Source organism: Pedobacter sp. FW305-3-2-15-E-R2A2, from assembly GCF_038446955.1.
Taxonomy (GTDB): Bacteria; Bacteroidota; Bacteroidia; order Sphingobacteriales; family Sphingobacteriaceae; genus Pedobacter.
The window spans coordinates 7423984-7450059 of record NZ_CP151803.1 but is presented as its reverse complement, the minus strand read 5'-3'; the positions used below and the strand labels follow the sequence as shown (position 1 = coordinate 7450059).

The 26076-nt window shown below is 40.7% G+C and carries 17 protein-coding genes and 2 tRNA genes; 4 read left to right on the top strand and 15 right to left on the bottom strand.

The annotated features are described in order from the left end of the window. The first annotated feature begins 81 nt into the window (after positions 1-81). Positions 82-1332, top strand: a complete 1251-nt coding sequence (metK, locus tag AAFF35_RS30400; protein ID WP_342330192.1) for a methionine adenosyltransferase — start codon at positions 82-84, stop codon at positions 1330-1332. A 258-nt stretch (positions 1333-1590) separates the two neighbouring features. On the opposite strand, the gene AAFF35_RS30395 is transcribed toward metK, so the two are convergent. Beyond that, a complete protein-coding gene (locus AAFF35_RS30395) occupies positions 1591-2124 on the bottom strand; it encodes a biopolymer transporter ExbD (protein ID WP_342330190.1) in 534 nt (177 codons plus the stop codon). A 101-nt stretch (positions 2125-2225) separates the two neighbouring features. On the opposite strand from AAFF35_RS30395, the gene AAFF35_RS30390 reads away from it, so the two are divergent. Next, a complete protein-coding gene (locus AAFF35_RS30390; protein WP_342330189.1) occupies positions 2226-2573 on the top strand; it encodes a hypothetical protein in 348 nt (115 codons plus the stop codon). Positions 2574-2753: 180 nt separating this feature from the next. Here the strand turns inward: AAFF35_RS30390 and AAFF35_RS30385 are convergent, their stop codons facing one another. The 12 genes from AAFF35_RS30385 to AAFF35_RS30330 form a co-directional block, all read right to left on the bottom strand. After that, a complete protein-coding gene (locus tag AAFF35_RS30385) occupies positions 2754-3632 on the bottom strand; it encodes a discoidin domain-containing protein (RefSeq protein WP_342330188.1) in 879 nt (292 codons plus the stop codon). A gap of 26 nt (positions 3633-3658) precedes the next feature. Next, positions 3659-5350, bottom strand: coding sequence for a LamG-like jellyroll fold domain-containing protein (locus AAFF35_RS30380; RefSeq protein ID WP_342330187.1), 1692 nt, complete (start codon positions 5348-5350; stop codon positions 3659-3661). A gap of 23 nt (positions 5351-5373) precedes the next feature. Next, positions 5374-7305, bottom strand: coding sequence for a M60 family metallopeptidase (locus AAFF35_RS30375; RefSeq protein WP_342330186.1), 1932 nt, complete (start codon positions 7303-7305; stop codon positions 5374-5376). Positions 7306-7311: 6 nt separating this feature from the next. Further along, on the bottom strand, positions 7312-9027 hold the full coding sequence (locus tag AAFF35_RS30370) for a LamG-like jellyroll fold domain-containing protein (protein WP_342330185.1): 1716 nt from the start codon (positions 9025-9027) through the stop codon (positions 7312-7314). 11 nt (positions 9028-9038) lie between these two features. Continuing rightward, positions 9039-10682 (bottom strand): DUF5008 domain-containing protein, encoded by a 1644-nt coding sequence (locus AAFF35_RS30365; protein ID WP_342330184.1) that lies wholly within the window; start codon positions 10680-10682, stop codon positions 9039-9041. Positions 10683-10724: 42 nt separating this feature from the next. Further along, positions 10725-11444 carry a fasciclin domain-containing protein gene (locus AAFF35_RS30360; protein WP_342330183.1) on the bottom strand — a complete coding sequence of 240 codons (720 nt, stop codon included), beginning with the start codon at positions 11442-11444 and terminating at the stop codon, positions 10725-10727. Positions 11445-11561: 117 nt separating this feature from the next. Beyond that, a complete protein-coding gene (locus AAFF35_RS30355) occupies positions 11562-13070 on the bottom strand; it encodes a RagB/SusD family nutrient uptake outer membrane protein (protein WP_342330182.1) in 1509 nt (502 codons plus the stop codon). A gap of 16 nt (positions 13071-13086) precedes the next feature. Beyond that, positions 13087-16236, bottom strand: a complete 3150-nt coding sequence (locus tag AAFF35_RS30350) for a SusC/RagA family TonB-linked outer membrane protein (RefSeq protein WP_342330181.1) — start codon at positions 16234-16236, stop codon at positions 13087-13089. Positions 16237-16270: 34 nt separating this feature from the next. Next, entirely contained in the window at positions 16271-17305 is a 1035-nt protein-coding gene (locus AAFF35_RS30345; protein WP_342330179.1) for a DUF5007 domain-containing protein, read from the bottom strand. A gap of 13 nt (positions 17306-17318) precedes the next feature. Continuing rightward, entirely contained in the window at positions 17319-17996 is a 678-nt protein-coding gene (locus AAFF35_RS30340; RefSeq protein WP_342330177.1) for a hypothetical protein, read from the bottom strand. 47 nt (positions 17997-18043) lie between these two features. Then, on the bottom strand, positions 18044-19585 hold the full coding sequence (locus tag AAFF35_RS30335; RefSeq protein ID WP_342330176.1) for a RagB/SusD family nutrient uptake outer membrane protein: 1542 nt from the start codon (positions 19583-19585) through the stop codon (positions 18044-18046). A 28-nt stretch (positions 19586-19613) separates the two neighbouring features. Beyond that, a complete protein-coding gene (locus AAFF35_RS30330) occupies positions 19614-22580 on the bottom strand; it encodes a SusC/RagA family TonB-linked outer membrane protein (protein WP_342330175.1) in 2967 nt (988 codons plus the stop codon). Positions 22581-24003: 1423 nt separating this feature from the next. Between AAFF35_RS30330 and AAFF35_RS30325 the strand changes: the two genes are divergently transcribed. Both AAFF35_RS30325 and AAFF35_RS30320 read left to right on the top strand, forming a co-directional pair. Continuing rightward, on the top strand, positions 24004-24726 hold the full coding sequence (locus tag AAFF35_RS30325) for a hypothetical protein (RefSeq protein WP_342330174.1): 723 nt from the start codon (positions 24004-24006) through the stop codon (positions 24724-24726). Between the two features lie 17 nt (positions 24727-24743). Continuing rightward, positions 24744-25133 (top strand): hypothetical protein, encoded by a 390-nt coding sequence (locus tag AAFF35_RS30320; RefSeq protein WP_342330173.1) that lies wholly within the window; start codon positions 24744-24746, stop codon positions 25131-25133. A 710-nt stretch (positions 25134-25843) separates the two neighbouring features. On the opposite strand, the gene AAFF35_RS30315 is transcribed toward AAFF35_RS30320, so the two are convergent. Together AAFF35_RS30315 and AAFF35_RS30310 are read right to left on the bottom strand one after the other, a co-directional pair. After that, a tRNA-Asp gene (locus tag AAFF35_RS30315) sits at positions 25844-25917 on the bottom strand. A gap of 76 nt (positions 25918-25993) precedes the next feature. Next, positions 25994-26067, bottom strand: a tRNA-Asp gene (locus AAFF35_RS30310). Positions 26068-26076 lie beyond the last annotated feature (9 nt).

Genomic DNA, 26076 nt, shown 5'->3' with positions numbered 1-26076 from the left:
TTATTCACTTCATTTTACGACCTGTATCCAGGATCAGAGGCCATTTTATATAATTGTTTATCACAAAATTAATTATTTAAGATGTCATATTTATTTACATCAGAATCTGTTTCCGAAGGTCACCCAGATAAGATCGCAGATCAAATCTCCGACGCATTAATTGATAATTTCCTTGCTTTTGACGCGGAGTCAAAGGTTGCATGTGAAACACTTGTTACAACTGGTCAGGTTATTTTAGCAGGTGAGGTAAAATCCAAAACTTATCTTGATGTGCAACAGATTGCACGCGATGTAATCAAAAAAATTGGTTATACGAAAAGTGAGTACATGTTCGAGGCAAACTCCTGTGGGATTCTGTCTGCAATACATGAACAATCTCAGGATATCAACCAGGGTGTTGACAGAAGCAGCAAAGAAGAACAAGGTGCAGGTGATCAGGGAATGATGTTTGGTTACGCAACTAACGAAACTGAAGACTATATGCCTTTAGCCCTTGACCTTTCTCATAAACTATTACAGGAACTTGCCGCTTTAAGACGCGAAAATAACGAAATCACTTATTTACGTCCTGATGCCAAATCACAGGTAACCTTAGAATATGACGATAACAACAAGCCTGTCCGCATTGATGCCATTGTAATTTCTACTCAACATGATGATTTTGATGAAGAATCAACCATGCTGGCAAAAATCAAAACAGATCTTGTAGCTATTCTAATCCCTAGAATCATTGCCAAATATCCTCAATATGCACATTTATTCAATGATGCGATTGAATACCATATCAACCCAACCGGTAAATTTGTAATCGGTGGTCCACATGGTGATACAGGTCTAACGGGCCGTAAAATTATCGTGGATACTTACGGTGGCAAAGGTGCACATGGTGGTGGCGCATTCTCAGGAAAAGATCCAAGTAAAGTGGATAGAAGTGCAGCCTATGCAACACGTCATATCGCTAAAAACTTGGTAGCTGCAGGTGTTGCAGAAGAAATTCTTGTGCAGGTAAGTTATGCCATCGGCGTAGCTAAACCGATGGGAATCTACATCAATACTTACGGAACAGGAAAAGTAAACAAAACAGATGGCGAGATCGCTAAAATTGTAGAAGGTTTATTTGATATGCGTCCTTACTTTATTGAGCAACGCTTAAAGCTAAGAAACCCAATCTATAGCGAAACTGCAGCTTATGGCCATATGGGTCGTAAATCTGAAACTGTTACTAAAACTTTCAGAACACCAAACGGAGAAGAAAAAACAGTAACCGTAGAATTGTTTACCTGGGAAAAACTTGACTTCGTAGATAAAGTAAAAGCTGCATTTGCATTGTAAGCATTACAATCACATTGAAAAAAGGCTGAATGAACAATTTATAATGTTCATTCAGCCTTTTTTATTTTGAATCTGTTCTGGTAGTGCTCGGGTAGTGTTATGGTAGTGTTGTATCGTTCTCTATGTTCCGGTCGAATATGGTGCGAAGTCTTTGCAAGTGTTCTTCGACTCCGACTCGAAGAAGAGTCGAACGAAACATAGAGAAGAGTCGACCAGTATCACAACACTACCCAAGCACTACCCGACCAATGTCAGGTCTTACAAACCAAATTTTGCCAGCAAGGCGGCATCTTCTTTTAATAAATTGCCATCATCGATCAGGTAAGATTTAACATCGGTGATCTTCATTTCATCCAGTGCATCTACAAAGTTTTTATACGTAGACTTCTCAGTAGGCTTAATGATCACCACCATAAATTTCGACGGATCATTACCATGTAAGCTGGCGATTGCTAATTTGTTGCGCTTCAAAACCTCGTGAATCGCCGCAAAGGTAGTTTTCTGAGGCTCCGATTTCCCTGCTTCTCCCCTATACCAAACGATATGATTCCCCTTCCCCAAAAGCAACGTAACTGTACGCGAGGCAGGATAAGGCTGACTGGGCACATTAGTTACCGGCTTGGCAATCTCCATTGCCTGAGACTTAGACAATGACGTAGTGAGCATAAAAAAGGTGATTAAGAGAAAAGCTAAATCTACCATTGCAGTCAGATCTACTGTAGGTGCTGCTTTTCGGGTTCTGTTTTTTCCTTTCATGGCCTGGCCATTTTGAGGAATGTTTAAGGTTGCCATCGTTCTAAGTTTTAATCATGATGATAAATCGACCACGATTGCATAAACAAAAAACCATTTCTCTATCCCGTTGTTTAATTAAGTATAAAACATCAATTATTATGGAACAGCCGATAGAAATGAATACACTCAGTCAGATTTTAGAAAAATTAAGGCTTAAAGGCCTGGATAACGAAATCAAGATGACAGATCATGGTAAAATGCAAGGTGTTGGTGTGAATAAAATTTACAACCCGGAAGATTTGTCCATCATAAAAACCTATCGTTTTGAGGGGGCTTCAGATCCAGGGGACAATTCCGTCCTTTATTTATTAGAAGATAAAGACGGACAGATCGGATATATTCTCGATGCTTATGGCATGTACAGTTCTCAGGAAGGCGCAGGCTTCGATGACTTCTTAAAGAAAATTCCTACTGCAGACAGAGATCTTCAGGAACTATTTACATAGCCAAATTATAAAACACAAAAGGCCAATCAATGATTGGCCTTTTGTGTTTTTAAGCGTTGTCTTCCATAGCACTTATGCCTAGAACGATCATACCATCGATGATCGCCAACACTAAGATTACCCATTCGTAAAGCTGCATATCTATCAATTTTTAATCATACTAATCGGGTGAACAGTAGTTTATTGTCTTGCGTAGGCTTCAAAATTACCTAGACAAGGATATGGAGCGCCCAATAACAATGTAATCTTAACATACCGGATGGCAGTTGCAGGACTAACCGCAAAACCCTGCTCCGTGGTAATTTTTGGATTAAAAGTTTTATCTGTTCCTCCTATATTGGTGAAACCAATTCCATCCACACTTCCTTCAATCTTAAATTGGGTAAAACCCTGATTCCCATCATTATGAGCATTTAGGCCCACTTTAGTGATCTTAATGGCCTGCTTCATGTCGACAATTAACCAATGAGGATAAGGATAAATTGGATCAAGGTTATAATCTGACTGCCAGAAAGACGGGGCGGAGGGGTTAGTAACACTCATTAGACCAACTTCATCCACAATATTCATAGCTCCGTTGAGCTCTTCATCGGGGTTGTTAATTTCACTTGATGCCGTAGCAGTCCATCCTGTTTTAGCCAGCTTAGCTTCTGGCTTTTGAACAGGCAACACCCCGATCAACCTTGTTGTCGAGAATTTACCTCCGGTATTTGAAATGGTAATGGAAAAGTTAGTCAACTCAAAAATGGGAATCGTAACCGTACCATTTTCCGCGACATTATTATCAACCAGCATTTCCTTATTAATACCATCAATTGTGTACTTAAATTTTAAAGTAACTGCCTTTTTCGAGGAATTTACCCATACAAATTTTGCGCCTTCCAATACCGGAGAAATCTCAATACTGGCAGCTACTGTTTGATAATTCGGGTCCTCAGAAACCACCACGGCAACCTCAGGAATTTCAGCCGCCGGAGCTACCGGGTTCTTTTTACATGCGGTAAAAAAGGCAATCAGTAATATACCCGTATAAACTCCTTTTATTTTAATCATTTTCATCTTCATTTAAATTTGTAAATGGCCGGTTATTTAATAAACTCGATTTCGAAATTTGAAATCCATGAAACTCCATCCAGCTCCCAGCTGGATATAACAGGCACTTTTAACCAATAAAAAGTAAGGGCAGTTACATCAGCGGCTGTTGCGATAACAGACAAGGTTCCATCGGTGATATTCTGAGGGTTTCTGCTACCGGGAATGTCGTTTCCTAAAGCATCCCAGGTTCCGCTCCCTTTCATTAAAAAGTTATAACCCGTAGGTGCGGCATTATTTATGACTGCCCCACCTCCATCGTCAAGCGGCCAGTAACCGATTAGATTTGCATAATTCGGATGTTTTGTTACATCTTTTAATGCGATGTTATCTTTAACTGTAGCTGCATCCAGGGCTACATTGAAGTACTCAATATCTGCTGCATAAAAATCCAGGTTACTGCTGCCATCGATATTTTTATGTCCTATAGTTAAGGGATTAATGGTACTTAAATCTTTTGCTCCAGTAACATCTCCGGTAGCCACCTGTAAGCCATCCGTATAAAGTGTCGCCGTTCTCACTCCATTGCTAAGTTTTACGGTCAGGGTAATGGTATGCCATTTTCCGTCGAAAACTGCAGTTCCATTGATCTGATTTTTACCTGTCCCCCCATTTGCAGAACCTCCAAAAATTACCGCATATTCTGCTCCTGCCTGCATCATTGTCCAGCCCGTAGTCGTTCCACCGGAAACGCCGGTACTTTTCGAGAAAAAGCCAGGATAGTAATTACCTACGTCAGATTTAATCTGCAGCTGCACGGTAAAGTCTTTATCTGCTCCGGCATTATATAATCCATTGTCGTTATTTACAGTTGCAAAAGCCGAGGTTCCTTTGAAGTGCATGGTATTGAACCCTTCTTTAGAAACACCTTTTTCTTTAAAATTTGGATTCGAACAGATCAGGAATCCTGGCTTAGGGTTCGTCTCATCGCCTCCCCGGTTGGTGGTTACAATAATCAGCCAATCTTCTTTAGCATAGTCTTTACGCTTCTTCAACGCAGCCACCATCTCGCCAACATAACCATCTGTCTTCTCAATAGCGGCCTTGTACGCAGGGGCATCCGCAGCAAATCCACCTGATTTACCAGCGGTTTTTACATCCCGAAAATCAACAAAAACCATTCTTGCGCTGTTATTCTGCAGGATGTTAACCGCTGAATCCTTAACCAAAGCATCGGTCGCGTTTAAAATACGGTGATCTGAGTGGATCACGTATTTATTTAATGCCGCGTCTGTAGTGATGGTAACCGTTTTAAACTCTGGCCTTACATCCAGCATTCTGGAGAAAACTGAAGGATAATTGGTAATTGCACTATGATCGTCATCACCACCATTATGTGGAATATAGGTGTCATCAGCGATTTTATGCTTTGCCGAAGATACACCGGTAAGCATACTTGCGATCGATCCCCCGTCAGTAGTAACTGCATCTCTTAACGCGGTAAAGCTATATTTACCGGTTTTAATCAATGCGGCTAGATTTGGAGGATTGATCGTTTTAATATCTGCACCTGCTGCCCCATCAATGTTTATAACCAAAACTTTCCTTGTGGCAAGACCAGTTCCATTATCTCCATACTCTTCAAATACCTGGGGTGGGTTTTCATACCTCTTACAGGCATTAAAAACAGTTGCACTGATGATTAGTGCGCCGGTAAACAGCAATATATTTTTTAGTTTCGTCATGATTCTTTATGATTTAGAATGCATTAAGGTTGAATAATGTTAAGCTCAGCAAGTGCTGCATTATTATTATTTGCCCAGTTGTTCTTAATTACAATTTTATAATATCTGTTTGCTATCGTTGCCGGGAAGTTGTAGTTGTTTCTTGTTCCTGCGGCACTCCCGATTTGGAAAGTACCAATACTCACCCAATCGGTATTGTTTTCGCTTTTAAACACTTCAATATCTTTTGGAACCTGACCGCCACTTGCTCTTGGGACAAAGTACATGCCCTTGGCTGATTTAGCAGAACCTAAGTCTAAAAGCAGCGTATATGGCATTGCGCCATAAGGCGATGAAGACCAACGGGAATGCCAAAAAGTAGCATTACTACCATCTATCATGGCAGATGCCCGGCCATTTGTAGCCCCTTCCCCAGTTAATTCTTCTGAACTGGCTGTAATCTTAATCGGATCATATTTTTCCGTTCCCCCGGTTTTTGTGACCGGATTATAAGTCCATATTTTCTTATCCAGCAATGGAAACATCTTTCCTATACGGATGGTAGACTGTGAACTTAACGCGATGCCCCAGGCTTCAAAGAAAGGCCTTAAATCTACCTTTGAATATTCCGAAAAGCGCTCATAAACAAAGTCATGTTTGTCAAGATCTGTATTTGAAAACCGCGGTGCATGTCTGGCTGCCGTATACAAATAAGGCATTGCATCGTAACCGTAAATTCCAAAAATCTGAAGGAAAGGGACCATTCGTCCAAATGGGTCGTTTATGCCAGCTGCCGAACCATCAAAATCCTTGGTGCCAGCACTTGCAGCAAAAGCAAGAGCGGGTTGCAACCAGTCAGTTCCATGTAGAACGGCAAAACTTACCCCATTCCTTTCCGCCACTTTAAAGTTGAAAAGGTTATTTGTAGTTTCACCAAGCGTACTCCAGCTCCATATCGAAACCTGCTGACAATTATGTCCGAATTCATGATAAGTACCCCAATTTGCACCGTGTAACAGCTGATCTAAGCTAACCACACTATTGAACCATTCGTCGTCCATCGTAGCAACTACCGGCCAGCCACTATGCCCGTACCCTACGGAAGGTTGAATATCCAGTACCTCTCTCCAGGCACCCTGCGGGCTCCTGTCTCTCTTATCGGCGGGGTTGTCAGACAGTCCCATCCATTTATTGTAATCAAGCTCAAAAACATCGTTCCATGCAGTCATCAAAGCCGTCGGATCGGTTAAAGGTTTGGCGGAAGCAAAGTTCCTGATCAGGAAATCCCTTGGAATGAGAAAAACAATACGTTTACTACGTATTTCCAGCCATGGAACCGTAGATGCTTTTACTTCTTTAATCCAGGCATCATTGATACTTTGTCCCAATACAAAATCGGGGGATTTTACAGCTCCTGTAATGGAAAACTCTACTGGTTGCGGAATACCGAAGGCTGCATTGATATAAATGGTCCCTCCATATAAATTTCTTACGTAATTATCACCGGGATATAATTGCTTATACATCGCAATAATCGGGTCCCGCTTTAAGTTTAACTGACCGGTAAGGTTATCCGTATGTCCGCCTACCTGAACACTTAAACCGTTGATACCTGCAGGAACCACAATTTTGATCAATTCTCCGGCAGGAGCATAAAACCCCGTACTGAACTGAGGAAATGGTGCAGATTGTATCCGCAGCAGGTAAGAATTGGATGCTGAAAAATTCAGATCCAGGGTAAATCTAACGTCTTTTACCCTTGGTTCGGTTGCTTCAACCATACCTGGAAAAATACGTGCCCTGGAATAAAGTGACCTGTCTACCATGGTCATAGCCGTATCTACAGTCTGCTGGCTTTCTGCAGTGCTTGGTTTATTAACACCATCTTCAAAATTGTAACGGTATTTTTCGCAGGAGGCTAAAGTAAGTATACCTGCAAATGCCAGTATTGTGTTAGAAAAAATAGAATTCTTCATATCTGGTTAAGGTTTAATATCTGAATAAATAGGGTTCCATGCTTTGCCATCAAGGTTCCAGGAAAGTGGGATAGAAATCCCCAGCCATTGGTATAATTCGAAAGGGATATCCACATTGTTAGGAACCAATCTGAAATAAGAATCATTAATTTCCGGACACAACAAGGATCCTGCATCGCTGAAATTTTCCCATACCGGGCTACCACCCATTAACAAGTTCTGCCCTTTTCCACTGACATCCTTTAAGGTAGTACCAGCACCTTCGTTCAATGGCCAGTATCCGATAAGATCTCCATAATGTGGATTTGTAGAAGCAACAATGGTCTTACAGCTGTAATTGCTGATCTCCTGTGTGGTTAAGGCTACATTATAAACCTGTAAACTATTGATCAGCACATTCGCATTTGAACTTTCACTTCCTGGATTATAACCAATCTTAAATGAAGAGGTATTGTTCAAATTATTGGTATTCATACTTCTTTCTGTATTTAAGACTCCGTCGGTGTATACACGTACCTTTTTATTGGTTCCATCGAAAACTGCAGTAAGTTTGTGCCATTTGTCATCAGAGATCACACCTCCCTGTGCCTGACTGGCAACGGAGGAGTTAAGTGTCCAGCTATCTCCTTCCAAAAACATATTCCATCCGGCACCCGTAAAACTTTCCGCGCGTTTTGATAAAAATGTAGGGTAGTAGTATTCCCCGCCTTTACTTTTAATCAGAAGTTCTATGGTATAATTTCCATTTGCACCAAAATTATAGGCATTTACATCTGTCACAATTGCTGTAGGTCTTTCGGTATAATTGAATTGTACACTTGACCCAGTGTAGGCAATCTGATCAGAATCCGGTTTAGGAACAAACAAAGTACTGAAACGAGGGTTATAGAAGATCACAAAATTGTTCCTCGTCTGGTCTCCATACGAAGTAAGGTCTGTACTGGCAGGATCAGGCGTAATTAGTCCACCTTTATTTGATGCAATTACCACCAGCCAGTTCTCATTTGAAAAAGTCTTTCTATTGCTTAATGCCGTCATGATCTCTCCTATATAATTGTCGATCTGAAGGATGGCATTTGCATATTCCGGTGTATACGTTTCGTAATTTGTTGCTTTTGCGGCCAATTCAACACTATGAAATTGAGCCAAAACAAAAGTGGCATCTCCATTCGCTAACTCGTCCTTAACCGCATTTTTAACGGATACATCATTATTTTCGAAATTCTGACGAACGGTTGCATCTGCTGAGAAATTAGCATTGAATGCATTTGAAGCGGTAATAGACACTGTTCTCAGTTTAGCATTCGCTTGCTTTAAGCGCGTAAATACACTTGGATACGTCGCAAGCTTATTACCCGCAAAGTCTTCTGAAATGATACCATGCTTATCATTACCCACACCGGTAATCATATTCGCCCAGGCTCCCGCATTTGTCATGGTATTTTTATTGTAATCGCTTAAAGCATCCAGTGCATAGATGGAATTTTTAGTGATTTTTGCAATATTAGGAGGATTAATGCTTTTTATGGCCTTCCCCCTTGCACCATCGACGATGATATACAATACTTTTCTTGCTTTAGCACTAATACCCAGGGTATCATTACCAGAGGTATCTTTTAAACGGTTTGGGAAATCTTTATTACACGCCGATATCGCAGCAATGAACAATACAGTAGCTGCAATTGCTGTTAATCGATTAATATTTGTAGTTATCCTGTTCATGTCTGTTCTGTTTATGGTTTGATCTCTACCCGGACTATATTTCCTACTCTTTTATTATCGAATTTTGTAAAATCCCCTACCAGTAATACCGCAGGATAACCCAAAGTAGAAGTGGTTTGGATCATTCTTGTAATCCGTCCCTGGAAGGCTCCGGTATTGTTACAGCCTGGAGCTAAAGTTCCATCCAGACCAAGGATCATGAAACCTTGCCTCACCACGCCATTATAACTGTTAAAGTCGCCGGAAACAATCACTTTCCCATTGTTCAACTGAGCGGCAAAGTTTGGAGCGCCTCCAACCAGCTGGCCGAACTTGAAACTCTCGTCCACAGTACCATTTGAATTTAACATCACCACTCCATTGCTTGCTTTTCCATTATAGTTTCTAAAACTCCCGGACAGCATAATTCTATTGGTGGTTTCATTAAAATTGATGGTAAATATGGCTCCATCGGCACCCGTCCCTGCAGAAAAAGTTGGGTCTATACTTCCATCAACATTAATTCGTACAATGTTTTTTGCCTCGGCCCCATTGAAAGTTGAAAAACTTCCAACGGCCACAATTTTACCATCGCTTTGCATGTAAGCACCAAAGATCGGCCCGTTTGTTCCGGTATAACTTCGCTTCAAAACAGGATCGAAATTGTAAGCAGAATCGAGATCTCCGTTTTCTTTTAGCTGAGCAATCTGAGACATCTTTGTAATGTCTATTATTTTGGAATCTTTAGTAGAACGCGGATAGAAATATTTCACATAGAAATCAAAATTTCCAAGCAGGACCGTTTTGTCAGACCTGACAAAGCTCTTTGCAATACCCCCAAGGAAATTTCCGGCATTAATACTGCTGAGCACCCCACCATTAAAAGCAGGAACCGTATCAAAACTCAAAGTAGGATTATTAGGTCTTGGATTGATCAGCTCAACAGACATAGAATCAAGCGAACCATCACCATTTAATCTGGTTACCCCGTTGGTTCCAGGAGTTCTGTTGAAGGAACTGAATGAACCGGAGATCATATATTTTCCGGAAGAAAGACGGTTAATGTTTTGAATGGGTCCATCGGCCCCCCCTCTGAAAAGAGAACTGGTATAGGTCCCGTCATTAGCAATCGCGACAATACGGTTTATAGGAGTAGAGGGGGCCTGGTTTTCGAAATTCGTAAACCCGCCTACCAAAATATAGCCCCCGGAAGAACTCGCAACAATATCATTAATTACCCCATTTGTTCCGTTTACGGCTTTAAATCCCGGATCTATTGAAACCTTCCCCTGCACTGTAAATTTAGGTCCAAAGAAAGACTGGCCTTCAAGCAATAGCGTCGTCCCACCAGTACTTGCATTTTGTGGAATTTTTACGGTAATGGAAGTATCCGTTACATTAATGATGTCCGCCTTACTTTCGTTAACCAGGAACTCCAGTTTTTCTTTAAACTTCATCACCCCCCGAACCTTAAAAGTAACTTCATCGCCTGGTGAACCCGCACTCGGGTCCGCCTCTGCATCCAAAAACTTTACACCAAGCGTTTCTTTTCCCCCTTTGTAAGGATCGTCCTGGAAAACCTCCTGTTTTGAACAAGAACTGCCAATGCCCACAAAAAGCACTAAAGCAAGTTTTATGAGGCTGAGTCTTGTATATTTTATATTGATTGAAATCATAAGTCTTATTAAAATAATCTTGTTTAACTGATATGGACTGCCCTATTCATTTGCTTTCGAAATACCGGCCGACTTAGCAGAGGTGATAAACCGTCTGCTCTCGAAGTCAAGAGAATGCCCCTGATAACGAAGTACGTGTATCACCCCATTTGTCGGCTGGATATCTGATGTAGCAATTGGGGTATGGATTAACCCCGTTTTGGGATTAGAAAAATCCGGAATAAAAGACAGCACCAACTGACGGTAGCCTACATACTTTATTCCATTCGCATCATTGTAAAATACCCCGATATTCATGGAACGACCACCGTAAGAGCCATAGCCTTGTCCTCCAAAAGCAGCCAAATCCAACGTATCAATCTGGGGAATATCTTTCAAGACATACGATCCTTTGAAGATGTACTTCGAAAAAACTGCCTTCCATACTTCTGGTTTAATCTGTGTTAATTTAGAGACGGTATCTCTGCCCTCACTTCTTAAATCCTCATTTAACCATTTCACGGCTTTATGTATGCAGGAATTGGCAGGAGCAAAAAATGTGATGTTCTCCTTTTCAAATACTTCGTTCATTCCGGCAGCATCGATGGCCATCACCAGACTATCAAAAAGTACCGGTTTAGCTTTAAGGTATTGCAGGATGGTACCATTGTATTTAGCGTTATGAACGCCGGTATCCACAAAATAGCCATCCTTCGAACAGGACATTAGCATACAGCACATCACACCTAGTATAGCCGCGCTTGTTTTAATTATCTTTAACATATCGTTTTTCATCATTTGTTTTTTCGAAGTATTCCTTGTTTTAATGGTACTCAAGAACACTTCGTGGTTTTTAACGGTTATGAGCTTGCATAAGCTGATGCAGGTTTCCTTCTAGTATTATTTCCAATAGTTGTTCAGCACCATATAAGGATTGTCTATCAATGCGCTTTTATCTATCGGCCATGCCCAGGCGCCAGCTTTAAAAGCTTCTACCGGTATCGGGGAAAAGCAATATTCCTTATCCAGCACCTTTTTGGTGCGCACCAGGTCATAATAGTAATGACCCTCACCCATGAGTTCGCGACAACGTTCATAAAATATGGCATCTTTCAGTTCCTTACCACTCTCGGTAACCGGAGTAGCTACAGCCCTGGCGCGGATTAAGTTCAATGACGCTTTAGCACCATCTTCATTCCCCAGCTCAGCCTGTGCTTCTGCCCTCAGCAAAATGGCATCCGGCAACCGGAATACGATCAGGTCATCATCAGGAAGCACATCTTCTCCCTCAGCAGCAAATATGTTCACGAACTTCAGCAGCTCCCAGCTTCCGTCTGTGGCGTAAATAGTTGCCGGATCAAACCAATATTCACTGCGTTTATCTGGTGTCCCTGAGGGATATAGTTTCGCCATGAACTTGGGATTATAATAAATGTAACTTTTGGTGATTGACTTTACCGGCTTATGAGGGTAGTGTAATACCATATCGGTAAAAGTATTATAGAGGTAATTTCCTGTCGAATATTCGCCATAATTCAGGCTCCGCAACACTTCGAAAAGGCTTTCTTTAGTACGCCCTTTAAAGATCTCCTTAGTTCGGGTAATGGGAAGCAGCTCGTAACTGTTGGTACTCATGATTTCCTGCCCCAATTCATCAACGGCAGTATAATAGCTCGTTTTATCCCCTTCAGTAAATCCCGCAGCCCACATATTCATGTGCATCATTAAGGCGATGGCACTTCCACGCATGGCCCTGATCCCAACAATTGAAGGATCCTCATAGGTCCAGGGTAAATCGTTCTTTACCGCTTTCATATCGGCAATACAATTGTTCAGCACTTCCACCATTTTCATTCTTGGTAAAGCAGCCTGATTGTAAGCTTTAGTATAATAAGGGACATCTCCGAATTGACGAACCATAAAGAAATAGGCCAGGTTACGCAGAAATACAGCTTCGGCACGGTATTTTTTCCGCTGTTCTGCGCTAAGTGCTTCTACTTTATCCGCTTGCACGTATAAGATATTGGCCGCCTGAACCATCTTGTACCAATTGTTCCATTGGGTTAAACTTTTGTAGTTAAAAATCTCCTGATAATAACCGGTGCTATTGATCAGGATGGAAAGAGAATTGGTCGCAATCTCTGTAATATAAGTACGGCCCAGCCCTGGAGTTGCAATTGCAGGACTGCAACGAAGGTCGCCGGTTGTAGCGAAATAAGGAGAAGACAGGGTATTCTCTCTAAATTGATTATAGATCCCGGTAGTAAAGGCCTCTACATCTTTCTGGTTTTGCCAGTAATTGTTCCCCGATAAATTATCGATGGGAGTTACATTTAAGTATTTTTTACAACCGGAAAAGGTGATGGCCCCGGTAGTTAAAATAACGACTGCAAATAGGATACGTTTCATAAAACCCATTTTAAGATTAGAATTGAACATTAAGACCAAAAGTATACGTACGGGGATTCGGATATCCCTTTGAAGAATCCCTACCCAGATCAGTAACCGTTTCAGGACTCGGACCTGAGTAGTTAGAAAAAGTATAGATGTTATATGCTGTACCGTAAACACGGATGGAACTGGCTCCAAACCTTTTGGCATACTTCTTATCGATATTATAAGAAAGCGTGGCCTGCTGAAGTTTTATATAAGAACCATCTTCCTGAAACAAGGTCTGATCATACCGGAATGGACTGTATACGGAATAACGGGTATAATCATAAGGATTTGGATAAGTCGCCTTATCTCCTGAATTCTTCCAATAATCATACTGTTCCAGGGGCACTAAAGAATTTAAAGCAAGTGGATTTTCGAAACTTTGAAAACGTGAAGTAAGTGCATTGTTTAAGACATCTCTTATTAAGGTAAAAGATCCGGTAAGACTTAATGAAAAACCTTTGTACTGCATGAAAGAAGTAAAACCGCCTGTAATCAGTGGCTGAGAATTTCCTGCTCCCACCAAATCATTATCGTCAAGAATGTAATCCCCGTTAAGGTCAGTCCACATTGGGTCACCCCCTCTGAAGTAGGTACGCCGGTCAATTACTGATCCCGCACGATATCTTAAGCCAGTTAAGGGATCAACAGGAACACTCAAATCTGTCGTATAAACCCCTCTTGTATTTAACAATACATTGGTTAAACTATTTTTTCCCAGACGGTAAAGAATGTTCTGTCCGGTGGACGCATCTTTTATTAAAAGCTGACTTACATTATCAGGCAAGTGCACCAAGACATCTTTGTTAAGTGCAGCATTTAAACTTAGGGTCCATTTTAATTTGCTGTTTGCAGATAGGGGACGGGCGTTCAACGTGAGCTCATAACCATAATTTACCATACTCATTTCGTTGGTTTTCACTTCTCCGAATGCATTGATATTGGAGATCTTTTTCGTCCGGAGCATATTGTCTACCTGCTTGTAGTAAGCTTCAAAAACAAATCCGAATTTATTGTTCAGGAAACCGGCTTCAAAAGCAGCATTGTATTGTGTGGTCGTGGTAGGCGTTAATGCCGTGTTCGGAATTACCCCCAGATCAAGGTTTACCGTAGGCAGCTGATTGTAATTACCTCCGGCTACGTATTTTCCATAAACATCATAAATATTCCCTGTAGGGACGATGTTCTTTCCATAACTGGCGCGAAATGATCCATAATCTAACCAGCTTTCTGTGGAGCGGAGCCAATTCTCCTTATAAAAGTTCCATCTGGCGGCAACTGAAGGGCTTTTTGAATACCCCGCGTCCGGTCCGTTTGTAGAAGAACCATCGACCCGGTAAGTCAGGTCCAGCACATATTTCTGATCGTAATTGTACGAGAATGAACCGGCAAGAGAGGCAGATCTAAAATTGCTGAGGTTGTTTAACGTCCCACCTTTGGAATTAAACCAATCTGAACCCAAAGGTCCTTTTACCTGATCATTAGGTGTACTCACCTGCTGAGAAACATCAGCCCTGAAATTTGTAGAATTCAGTTCTGAGAATACGGCTGCATTAAAGTTGTGTTTTTCCGCAACCTGCTTTACATAAGAAAGCCTCGTTCTGTTATACAAAGTATTTTTACGATCAAAATAATTGTAAACAGAATCGACACCAGCACTCAGAGCGCCCGGAGTAAACCGGTCTTTTGCCTGTGTAATGTAATTGAAACTAAATGAGCTTGATGCCCTTAATCCCTTTACGACTTCATATTCCACATCAATATTGGTGGATACGTTGATCGTCTTATTATCGTCGTCGGTATTCAATGTATTTAATAACCCACTTGAAGCGGTAAACAACGAAGGTGCCGGCAACAAGGAAGATGAGGAACCCGATTCTGACAAACCAGTCTGACTTAAACTGCTTCCACCTCCCGAACTGCTGTTGGCCATCACGTTATTTAAAGAAGCCAATAACTTAAACTTCTCATTTGGCTGGTATTGGGCATTCATATTGAGGTTGTAGCGGGTAAAAGCCGTGTTTTCGACGATCCCTTTTTTATCGAAATAGCCTCCGTTCACCTTATAGTTAAACTGCTGATCCCCACCGGAGATAGACAAGTTATGTGTTTGATTAAAGGTAGTCCTGTAAAACAACTTTTGCCAGTTTGTAGAATTGTTATAAAAAGCATTTAAGCTATCCGCCAGGAAAGGATTTTTATTGATGGAATTCAACCCGTGATAAAAATTGGTGTCATTTTTTAAGATCTGATCAATACGCATCAAACGCTCTCCCCTTCCTCCAATCACTGATTTTAGCGCTGGTGGAGTATCAACTGTAAAGTTTGAAGTGAATTGAACAATAGGAACCTTTGAGTTCCCTCTTTTTGTAGTCAGCAAAACGACACCATAAGCACCCCTGGAGCCATATAGCGAAGTTGCCTGCGCATCTTTTAATACTTCTATTCGCTCGATATCCTCCACCGGAATTAAGGAGATCGGACTAATTCCAGGACCGGCAGACTCAAACCCGTAAGAATAATCAGTATTGTCATCAATAGGAATACCATCGACTACAAATAACGGAGAGGTAGGTGTTAGGAAGGCGTTATCTCCTGATCCGGAAACATTCAGGTTGGAAATCCCCCTGATGGTCATTGACCCTCTCATTCCGGGCGCACCATTGTTGTTCTGAATATTTAAACCTGCAACTTTACCCTGCAACAGCTCCATTACGTTGGCAACGGGTACGTCCTGTATGTCTTTAGCAGTAATAATCACACTTGAGCCTGTTGAAATCTCTTTGGTTTTTTTAGCATATCCGATGATCACCTGTTCTTTAAGCGCATTTACAGATTCCTCCATGCTGATGTCTATCGTCGCACTGCCCGACACTTTTCTGAACACTGTTTTATAGCTCAGGTATCGGAAGGTAAGCTCAGTACCGGGGTTTACGCTTAAGCTATATCTTCCATTACCATCAGTTTGACCAAGAGGGGTCTGGGATTTGCCTGAAGTGATGACCACTCCCGGGATAGGTCTTTTATCTGCCCTATCAATCACAGTTCCTTTAACTACAATATTCGTTTGCTGTGCTGTTAAGCGGCCGCTGAAGCCAAGCAACAGGAACAAAGAAAATATTACGACTGTATATCTCATATTAAGTCTTATATAAATTAGAAACTCCATGTTATTAATCATTAGTAAATTTTGGACTCTCTCCGGTAAACCAAATGATGATCTCCCAATTGCCCTTTTCATAGATTGAAAAATCAAGACTTAAAAAAGCCTCCTCGCGTATGTTTCCAAACCCCTGTCTTTCATACTTGAAAAGCGTACGCGCCCTATTACCCGCCGGATTGGTATATGGAGTCTGAAAGGCGATAAGTGGAATTGGGTAAGCCACATCATACTTTACAGATTCGTTGGTTTTAACCATGTTGAAGCCGTGCACAAGCTGGTCCCATTTAGTGAGGTTGAAGCTATTTGGATCTATCGTTTTAAACAGGGAATCGACAAACCGGAACTTCAAAGAATTGCCTGCCCCACTTACTTTATTAAACAAGACGGTAACATCATCATAAAAAAGTCGTTGATTGGTCTTCGCTCCACGTATATTCATAAGGCTGCTTGGAATTAAGCCAATAAACCTGGAGAGGCCTGTGATGGGATCTAAAACGGATGGCTCAAAAGGACGTTCTTTTAGCGGCATTAGTTTAAGGTCCCTGAAATATCTGCGTCCGCCGGAGTTAGACATCTCAACATCAAAAACATATCCCGAATCTGGTTGGGTTTTAAGCAGGGTCGATGTTGCTGCAGACCACATCAAAAACTGACCGGAATGCGCTCTGATTTCAAAGAGAGGACGGTTTTCCATTTTCCGCTTTGTTTCTATTTCTTCAATAGATTTTTCCGTACCCAGATAAGGCAGGCTCCATACCTGAACAGGAGTGTTATTAGTGAGTTCCGGAGCAGGTGATCCGTCTCTGGTCCTCATATTGATGATCTTAAAATTGAGTGGCTGTGAAGAAGCTCCAACAAAAAGATTATCAGAAAAAAGGGTATTTCGACCCAATACCGGACTATAAACGGTTTGTGTAAAACGGGTATCCAAACCTATAGACTCCCGGTCCTCAGGCAAGCCTTTCTTGCAACCTGAGGTTAGTATAAATAACATCAGCCCTATAAAGAAAGTGCCTGATGATAGTAAAGGATATTTTGTAGTCATTATGCTCATCATCTTAATTATTAACACGGGTTACAAACTCGCCAAAACCAAAATCATGTCCTGGAGACAATACATTTATGATGGCATTCTTTGTCTTAATGTTTACTGAATTGGTGGGCGTACTCTCCCAATACCTCACGAAAATGGAGTTCTTAGGATCGGTAAATGTGATCACTGCAGGGCCGCCGCCTTTAAAACCCGATGCATCTGCTTTTTTGTAGAGCACGTGCATGTTGTAATTGTGGGCAATGCTTTTTACAATCAGTCCATCTGCATAATCCTGGAAATATGAGCTGTTGAACTCTCCACGGATAATGTACTTGCTCACCATCGTATCCAATTGTTTTACATCCATATTGGCGAGGTACAAGGGCGCTTTATTGACTCTTTTACGAACGGCATTTAAACTCTCTACAGAAGTCTGAAAACTTCTGTTGGTGACCGCAAAAAAAGTGACCTTTTGATTTTTCAGAGAATCCTGCAATGAGGGTAAGCGGTCAAGTACAAGCAACAGGGAATCATATACCCCCGATTGCTGTGCCTTTAAGTATTCAAATGCATTTCCATCAAATTCCTTCAGGTCATTTTCATAATTGTAATATTCGGAATCATTTTTTTTGCAGGAAAACAACATGACACAGAGCAACATAGCCATCAGCATAGAAAAACCAAGTGTTTTTTTATTTCTCATTGATATCATGGGATTTGTATTTGGTGCTAATTCTTCTTTAGTTATTTTCATCTCCAATAGTTATTTTGTTCCAACTTATTGTTTGCATTCAGCACCTCTTTTGCAATTGGCCAGTAGATCCCTTTTTGCTGGATCAGGTTCATAAATGCAGGGTTGTTGTTTTGTATTTTATGGTATCTGATCAGATCGTACCAGCGCCATCCCTCTCCCATCAACTCCCGCCTGCGCTCCGCAAAGATTTCGCTGATCAGGTCCTTACCCGCTCCGTCATTGATCGTTTTTACACCCCGGTTTTTCTTAATGGTGTTTAGCAAAGTGATCGCGTCCTGACGCTGGCCAAGTACCGCCAGTGCTTCTGCTCTAAGTAAAACCAATTCCTCTAAACGGGTAAAAAGGATGTTTGAACTGTAAATGGCAAAATTTCCATTTGTGGAACCACCTCTTAAAACTTTAATTTTGCTAAAGACCGGGATCTCTCCGGTGAAATTCACAAAGTAGTTTGTTCTTGGAAGACCTGAAATCGTGTCTAACCCAAAACGCTGATCATTGAGGTCCGTAAATACAGATGCGATTGAATCTTTCGATATATAAAGATCAGGCGTCTGCTTTGAAATGAGTGGAGATGCAAGGACCAATTGTTCGATATGTCCATTTGCGGTAGACTCTCCATAAACGTCATTGAAACCAAAGGAGATCACCTGACTATAAGACTGTCCATTAAAAATGCCATCAGAAGCTGTTAATTGTGAGGTGGTAGAGTAAGCGATGTTTGCCTTTGCATAATTGGTCATAATGAAGTCTGTGTAAACAGAAACATCAAGATAATGTGACTGCCAGGCAGCGATATGTGCCAGAACTGCATAAGCAGATATTTTGGTAAACAAAGCACCTCTCCAGCGGTCCACGCCATAACCATAATAGGAACCAGGCAGAAGCTCATCTCCCTCTGCGCCATAAACATAAGGCAGGTCTTTGGCTGCAGTGATCAACTCGGTTTCTGCATAGGCTAAAACTTTCGACTGATCCGTTTTAGGCTTTTCTTCAAAAGTTCCATCATGTGAAGCTGTAATTAGAGGAACATCACCCCAGATGCGCACCATATAGAAATAGGCAAATGCCCTCAAAGCCCTTGCCTGGGCCAGGTCAGCCTTATAATTAGGTTCGGTATAACGGATATCTGTTGCCCGTACTTCCGCGGCTCTTTCGATGAACAGACTTGCGCTGTTAATCACCGCATAAAATGCCCTCCATGAAGTCAGCTTTTGTACCAGGGGGAAAGACGCTTTCAGGTTTTGATTAATGATTACTTTAAGATCGGATCTGCTGGAGGCAGTAAAATCTCCATTTCTCAATTCGCCCCATAACCAATGCGCATTGTTCTCAGCCATCGCACTCCTCATCAAGGAATAGCTGGCCATCAATCCTGATCTGGTATCCTGAAGCGAACTCCAATGGGTGTCTTCATTAGAAAGCCGGCTTGATTCAATATCAAGCATCTTCTTGCAGGAAAAATTAAGGCCCGAAATTGCAATTAGCAAGATCAGTAAGCCTTTATTAAACCGGATATTTATTTTAAAAATAGATCTCATATACTAATAATTTTATAACCTTATACCTTTATAAATCAACTTTAATTCCCAGTGTATATGTTTTTGGAATAGACAGTCCGTATCCGGTGTATAGCCCATTATATTCTATCAGCTCTGGATCGCTGCCGGAAAACGAAGTAACTGTCAATAGGTTGTTTCCCGTTACATATAGGTAAGCCCTTTTTATTGTGGTTTTATTTTTAAACAAAGCTGTTTTGGATAAATCATAGCCTAAAGACACTGTTCTCAATTTCGCATATGATGCATTCTCTAAAAACAGGTCCTGTTCTAAACGGTAAGGCACAACGCTACTCCAGGGATTGTATGTCGGATATTTTGACGCATCAACATTGACTTGCCAGGAGAAAACTTCCCTGACTGAATTAATGTCATTTGCCGCTTCCCTATTAATGAAATCATACTGAAAAGCAGCAGATTGATTTAGGGCTTTCTGCCCAACAGCATAAATAACATCAACATTCAATTTGAAATTACCATAGCGGAATTCATTCGACCAGCTACCGGTTAGCTTAGGCATCGAGTTCCCTTTTAATACTTTATCATCGCTGTTAATGGTAAAATCTCCATTGGTATCCTTCCATCTTGGATCGCCGGCTTTAAGTGTCGTACCCTCAAAACTCAGGCGCTGATTAGTAGCCGGATTAACCGGAACTTCGGCATCAGCAGTATAAATTCCCTGGTTCTCATAAATCCAGAAGCGGTCAATTGCTTCACCAACTTTCAATTTCCGATCTCCGATGATCAGTTCATTAAGTCCATTCGGAAGAGACTGCAGCTTGTTCTTATTGAAATTAAAGCCAAGCCCTGAGGTCCAGCCTAAATTCCTTCCAGTAAGAATATGCCCCTGAATACCTAAATCTATTCCGGTATTTCTAACGGCAAGTCCACTGCTAAACTGACTGGCGAATCCAGTTTCTGCCGAAATCGGACTGTTTAACAACATTCTCTTGTCATCCTTAAGGTAATAGGTGACAGATGCACCCAAACGGTTTTTAAAGAACGAACCATCGAAACCTATATTAAGCTGATCGGTATATGGCGTTTTGATATCATACCCAACCCAACCCGAAGAATAAGGTCTGGATATTGTTGCAATTCCGTTGTAACCCGGGATGGTTGGTTCCAGCGCCCAGCCAGAATTACTGCGGTATTGAGGACCAGCGGCAAATCTGTCATCGCTAAAAAGCTTTCCGATTCTAGACCAGGAAGCATCCACATTCAGTTTATCAATCCAATTGTTTGCTTTTAAAAATTGATTCTTTAAACTCCAGCTGGCACTGGCAGCTGGTGCGATAAACCAGCGGCTTCCTGGTTGCGAAGAAGAAGAACCATCATCGCGAACCAACGCAGAAAACGTAAATAAATCTTTGTAGGAATATTTTGCAGAACCGTATACTGAAAATAACCTGTTGTGAATTTTGTCGTTATATCTATATACCAAATAGCCAACAGGCTTAAGGTAACTGTCCTTCTTTTTATCTCCTTCAACAACGTTAATCTTGATAAAGTCGTTTGGCCCGTTATAAGCATTGGCATACCCGTACTTGTGCAGATCGTCTTGAATAGACTGACCGGCTTCAAAATAAATCTGATGATCCCTATTAAAGTGTTTGGTATAATTTACAGCATTGTTGATCATAAACCGCTGGTTGTATCCGAAGTAATTGGATACGTAATTGTTCCCTGCCATCAATGTTGTTGGATAGAAAACATCCCTCACCCCCTCGTTATAATCAAAATTAAATGTCGAAATAAAGTTTACTGGCTTAAGATCGAATTTCAATGACAGATAGCCCTGAACCAATGTTGTCCGGTTGTCGTCAATTGTTTTGTCATATTCATTAAGCAATGATTGATAGGTAGTTTTTGACGGTGAAATCGGATTGTATAAATCAGGAATATATCTGGTTTCTGCAAAACGATCTCTCAGGTTACGGTTTCTGTCGCGATCCAACCGGCTTGCATTCACCATGCTGGATACCGTTACCCAGCTAAATGGAGCCATATTGATTTGGAAGGAGGCGGCATACCGGTTTAACTTTGTATCATCCGAATTTCCTGCATTTTGAGTTGCTGATCCAAAAAACCTGAAATTAGCCCTTTCCGAGCCCCCGGTCAATCCTAAATCAGCTGAATATATAGCATGGTTCTTAGCATACAAATCACTCCATTTTGCAGGCCCGTAATAATCGAGGTTTGTAGAATCTCTTAAATAACCAACATAATTTAAGTAATCAGACTGTGAAGCATATTTTTGATAAAATGGTTTACGAAAGATGTTCTCGTATTGGGCATTTACGGTTTTGATATTACTTGCCTGTACCATACCGAAGTAGGTATTCACGCTTAAATCTCTATAGCCGGATTTTGCCGCTTTAGTCGTAATCCAAATGGCCCCGTTAGCAGCATTAGGCCCGAGTTTAGCCAAAGCTGCCGGATCCTTAATCACTTCTATCGAGTTAATGTTACTAATGTCGATTGAACTTAGTAAGTTCGTTGCAGGGCCGATTCTATTGTAATCATATTTTTGAATATCAAAAACATAAGCGTTTTCCTGAATCATTGGAATTCCATTCAGGTAAACCATTGGTTGAAGCCTGTAAATGTCATTTTTACTAAAAACAGGCGCTGAAAGTCCACGGATAATCATGCTCTGTTCTGAGCCCGGTTCGCCGCTTGCTTCCTGCACATACAACCCCGCAATCTTACCTTTCAGCATTTGCTGAACAGAAAGATGTGGATTTAATGCAGCGTGTTTTGCGTTCAGAGAATCCATTATTCCCTTTACCTGGCTCCGCCGGTCTGCCAGAATAATTGTATCCAGTTTTTTTTTGGAAGTGTCGTCAGTATCTTGTCTTAAAAGAATACTGTTGTAATTCAGTGGAGCAGTATAACGCGTTTTTGCCTCCGTCTTTGACAAACAAAGCACAGAAAGCAGGACGGCAGAAATCATACTCGCAATAATTCGGACCATTTTCATTCGTATTAATTAATTATTAGACGGTTAATTTTCTATTGCTCAATAAATTAGAAAGGAGCTGTCCTCTTGAGGATGGGGCATAACTATCCCATGACGACAACTACCTGTAGTTGCGATTGGATTATTTAATTAAAAAACAGGCAGATAAATACCGAACCACAGAGAATGCAGTTATCGGTATAGTATCAAAAAGGATTAATTGAATAACCTAATGGTTCTATAGATTAGAAGTGATCCTAATGCTTTATAAAACGATTGAGATCTGGATGTTGAAAAAAAGTAGAGATTTTGGTCATGGTCTGGTGGTTTAGGTTGTTGGGTCGGTATTGGTTTAAAAAGAGATTGCTCCCCTGGTTTTTATTTGGTCGGTTATCTCATTGTTGCAGAATTAATTACTCTGATGGTCGGTCAACAAGTAAGATTGTTTCTATTTACTGAAATCTAATTTAGGTCATTTCATTCATCTCTTTATTTCAATTTATAGCGCAAACGTTTGATAACCTAAAAATTACCTTCTGGCTTATGAATTACAGCAAAAAACGAATCTATTTTTTCACTTAAAGAAATATTATGCACCTTCGGATAAAGATTCATTTAAACCCGGAATTCCCCGGAACTTAAAACAAGATGAATGCTTTAGAAGAACCAATCGGCCCTATTTCTGTTATACTGCTACATGTGCTTCCTACTGAATAAATAAAAGCGAAAAAATAAACACAATAATTTAATATACAGACAGTTACAAAACTGAAAATTAACCAATCCACCCGGGTAAACAATTACTTTTCCTTAATGAGGAAACAGCTGAGACTTAGATTATTTTCCTGTTGGATTGCCATATTAAATTATCATGTTATATCAACACAAACGTTTGCATATCCAGTAATAAATATTCATCAAAGATTTTTTTAATAAAATTATCAAAAGCAAAAACCCCTTAGAATTGCAACAAAAGCATTTTTATCCACCAATTACATAGACATTAAGGATATTTGCAAATTACGTTGACAATCTTTATCGAAACCTTGCAACTCCAAAAAACAGCTATAGATGTTAAAATTGATGCCTGGGGGAATGATTGTTAAAAAAACACCTGTTTTCAGACGTTAATTCAGTGGATCTTAAGACCTTATTACAGAATTTTATGAAAAATGTGGGATCGAAAAAATTGGAAGTTGCAGTGATTTTTATCCTAATCTCCAATAGCCAGCTAAAAATATAACACATGGGGTACTTAAAATCCTGGTCCTTTTAAAAAGGATTTACTTGCATCTTTTTCGGTTAATTTATCAGAAAAAATTTTATCTTACTGATTTATATCCCAATAGTCAATCATTCACCTAAATTGGAATAATTATTGACATTAACATCTTGATTAACCACCGTATATTCTCCTTTTTAACCCCTCAACCAGCAAATGTTTTTCATTTATCAGATCAGAACACTAACACCTAAAGTAACGCCCTGTACTGACCTCAACTGCCCTTTATGCGGATCAAGGGCTGGAGTTGAATTGGCCATATTTCAAAAATATGCCTGGTTTATAATGCCCATGTGGCCAGAAGGTAAATTTGGAATAGCCTACTGTGGCAACTGCCAGCAGAAAATCCCCAATGTTAAATGGACGGACGAGCTGGAAGAACGTTATTATCAACTAAAGAAAGAAACAAAAACGCCACTAAACCTATGGCGTGGGCTCTTCATCAACCCGCTCTTATTGGCCGCTTTTATAGGTATTATCGCCGGCACGGTTTATATGCTTGCTCAAAGGAATAAACGGAATCAGATTGAAAACAAAGCCCTGTTATCTGAATATATAGTTGCCCCCAAAGCAGGTGATCTATACCGGGTCGCAGTATTAGTAAACGAACCATCGCCTTCCTATAACTACACGTATTTTCGCTATATGAATACCTCCGGCGACACGCTGTTCGTAGAAAAGCTAAAGAAGGGGCTACCCACATATGGTAGCTGGGACCAGCTCAATACCAGCGAAGCCAATGCCTTTGAAGGCAAAAAAATACCGCTAAACCATTCTGTTTTTAAAAAAAATCAGGATTTTCTAATCATGGGAGAAGAGACGATCCACATTTTCTTTAAAGGGATTGAAAGAGCTGGCCATACCTTGATAAAAAACTAACTAAACAAACGCAATACATGCAGATACCTGAAAAAAATCAAAATGAAGAGTATGAGTTCGTAAATCACGCTTCAAGAACGCCAAAGAAAAAAATATCGCCTATAGCATTGGGCCTCCTATTCATCGCAGGCGGCTTCGTCTGCAGCTATTTTTTCATTTACCAAAAAATACAACAAATGGCCGAACATTCAGCATCTGTTTCTTACTCCATGAAAGCAATGATGCTTGGGCCTATGTTGCTGATATTTGGCTTATATTATGCAGTAATCCGGCCAGATGATTTAAATCCGGTGTCCCCAAGGGATAAAAAATGGTTATATATTTTTGTTGCCATATTCATAATCGCAATGATTGCGCTGTATGCATGGTTTACAACGATAGCCAGAGGGTATGGGTACAGTCTATAGTTTTATAGTTTGCGAGATATTTTCCTATCCCTAAAACTATCTTTGTTGAGTTGGAACAAGTCTTTTACCTTCTGAATTTTTTTGGAAGTGTGAGCATCAATTTCCGGAGGTTTTAACGGCTTCCAGTCTTGAAAATAAGATTGAATTACAGAAACAAGTCATTGATCATAAAGAAGAGTTGCTGGTAACACAACGGAAATATATCTCAGAATTAGAATCCGGGATTCAAAAGTAAACTTTTAGGTGATGAATTAAGAAAGCGGAAATGATCTCCGACCATTCCCGCTTTATCTAAATTAACGCTCTCAAACAATAAGACGATAAAGAAGCATAAATATTGTGCCCGCTAATAAATTATCCAAGGCTATCCGGTTTAAAACCAATTCTTGTTCTTGTTTTTCCAGCAGTTCATCCAGGTAGCGAAATATGAAATCATCAGGGAAACACTTAATATTCCTTGTAACAGCTTTATTTAAATTACCTGTGGTTACACTTGATACAATTCAGCCAAATCTTCCTCTAGCATCACTTTACGTCCACGTATATAATAAATCTGGCAACTCATCAACGGCATCCGCATGTAGGTTGGGATTTTAACTCAAAAAAGGCTCACATATAATGTAGGAAAATTTGAATATTTTGGCAGGTCGGCAAAGCAAAAAAGCCTGCTATCGTATGATAACAGGCTTTCTAATATTTTGAAAAATTTGCGGACCGGACGGGACTCGAACCCGCGACCTCCGCCGTGACAGGGCGGCATTCTAACCAGCTGAACTACCGGTCCGTGTTTCCCTCTCGGGTGGCTTTTATAGTAGGGCCTCTACTTATTAAAAATAAAAGCACTCTTCTGAGTGCTTTTGCGGACCGGACGGGACTCGAACCCGCGACCTCCGCCGTGACAGGGCGGCATTCTAACCAGCTGAACTACCGGTCCGTTGTTCCC

Coding starts and splice junctions, on each gene's coding strand:
- metK (WP_342330192.1), top strand. CDS start 82: ATGTCATATTTATTTACATCAGAATCTGTTTCCGAAGGTCACCCAGAT.
- AAFF35_RS30395 (WP_342330190.1), bottom strand. CDS start 2,124: ATGGCAACCTTAAACATTCCTCAAAATGGCCAGGCCATGAAAGGAAAA.
- AAFF35_RS30390 (WP_342330189.1), top strand. CDS start 2,226: ATGGAACAGCCGATAGAAATGAATACACTCAGTCAGATTTTAGAAAAA.
- AAFF35_RS30385 (WP_342330188.1), bottom strand. CDS start 3,632: ATGAAAATGATTAAAATAAAAGGAGTTTATACGGGTATATTACTGATT.
- AAFF35_RS30380 (WP_342330187.1), bottom strand. CDS start 5,350: ATGACGAAACTAAAAAATATATTGCTGTTTACCGGCGCACTAATCATC.
- AAFF35_RS30375 (WP_342330186.1), bottom strand. CDS start 7,305: ATGAAGAATTCTATTTTTTCTAACACAATACTGGCATTTGCAGGTATA.
- AAFF35_RS30370 (WP_342330185.1), bottom strand. CDS start 9,027: ATGAACAGGATAACTACAAATATTAATCGATTAACAGCAATTGCAGCT.
- AAFF35_RS30365 (WP_342330184.1), bottom strand. CDS start 10,682: ATGATTTCAATCAATATAAAATATACAAGACTCAGCCTCATAAAACTT.
- AAFF35_RS30360 (WP_342330183.1), bottom strand. CDS start 11,444: ATGTTAAAGATAATTAAAACAAGCGCGGCTATACTAGGTGTGATGTGC.
- AAFF35_RS30355 (WP_342330182.1), bottom strand. CDS start 13,070: ATGAAACGTATCCTATTTGCAGTCGTTATTTTAACTACCGGGGCCATC.
- AAFF35_RS30350 (WP_342330181.1), bottom strand. CDS start 16,236: ATGAGATATACAGTCGTAATATTTTCTTTGTTCCTGTTGCTTGGCTTC.
- AAFF35_RS30345 (WP_342330179.1), bottom strand. CDS start 17,305: ATGACTACAAAATATCCTTTACTATCATCAGGCACTTTCTTTATAGGG.
- AAFF35_RS30340 (WP_342330177.1), bottom strand. CDS start 17,996: ATGAGAAATAAAAAAACACTTGGTTTTTCTATGCTGATGGCTATGTTG.
- AAFF35_RS30335 (WP_342330176.1), bottom strand. CDS start 19,585: ATGAGATCTATTTTTAAAATAAATATCCGGTTTAATAAAGGCTTACTG.
- AAFF35_RS30330 (WP_342330175.1), bottom strand. CDS start 22,580: ATGGTCCGAATTATTGCGAGTATGATTTCTGCCGTCCTGCTTTCTGTG.
- AAFF35_RS30325 (WP_342330174.1), top strand. CDS start 24,004: ATGTTTTTCATTTATCAGATCAGAACACTAACACCTAAAGTAACGCCC.
- AAFF35_RS30320 (WP_342330173.1), top strand. CDS start 24,744: ATGCAGATACCTGAAAAAAATCAAAATGAAGAGTATGAGTTCGTAAAT.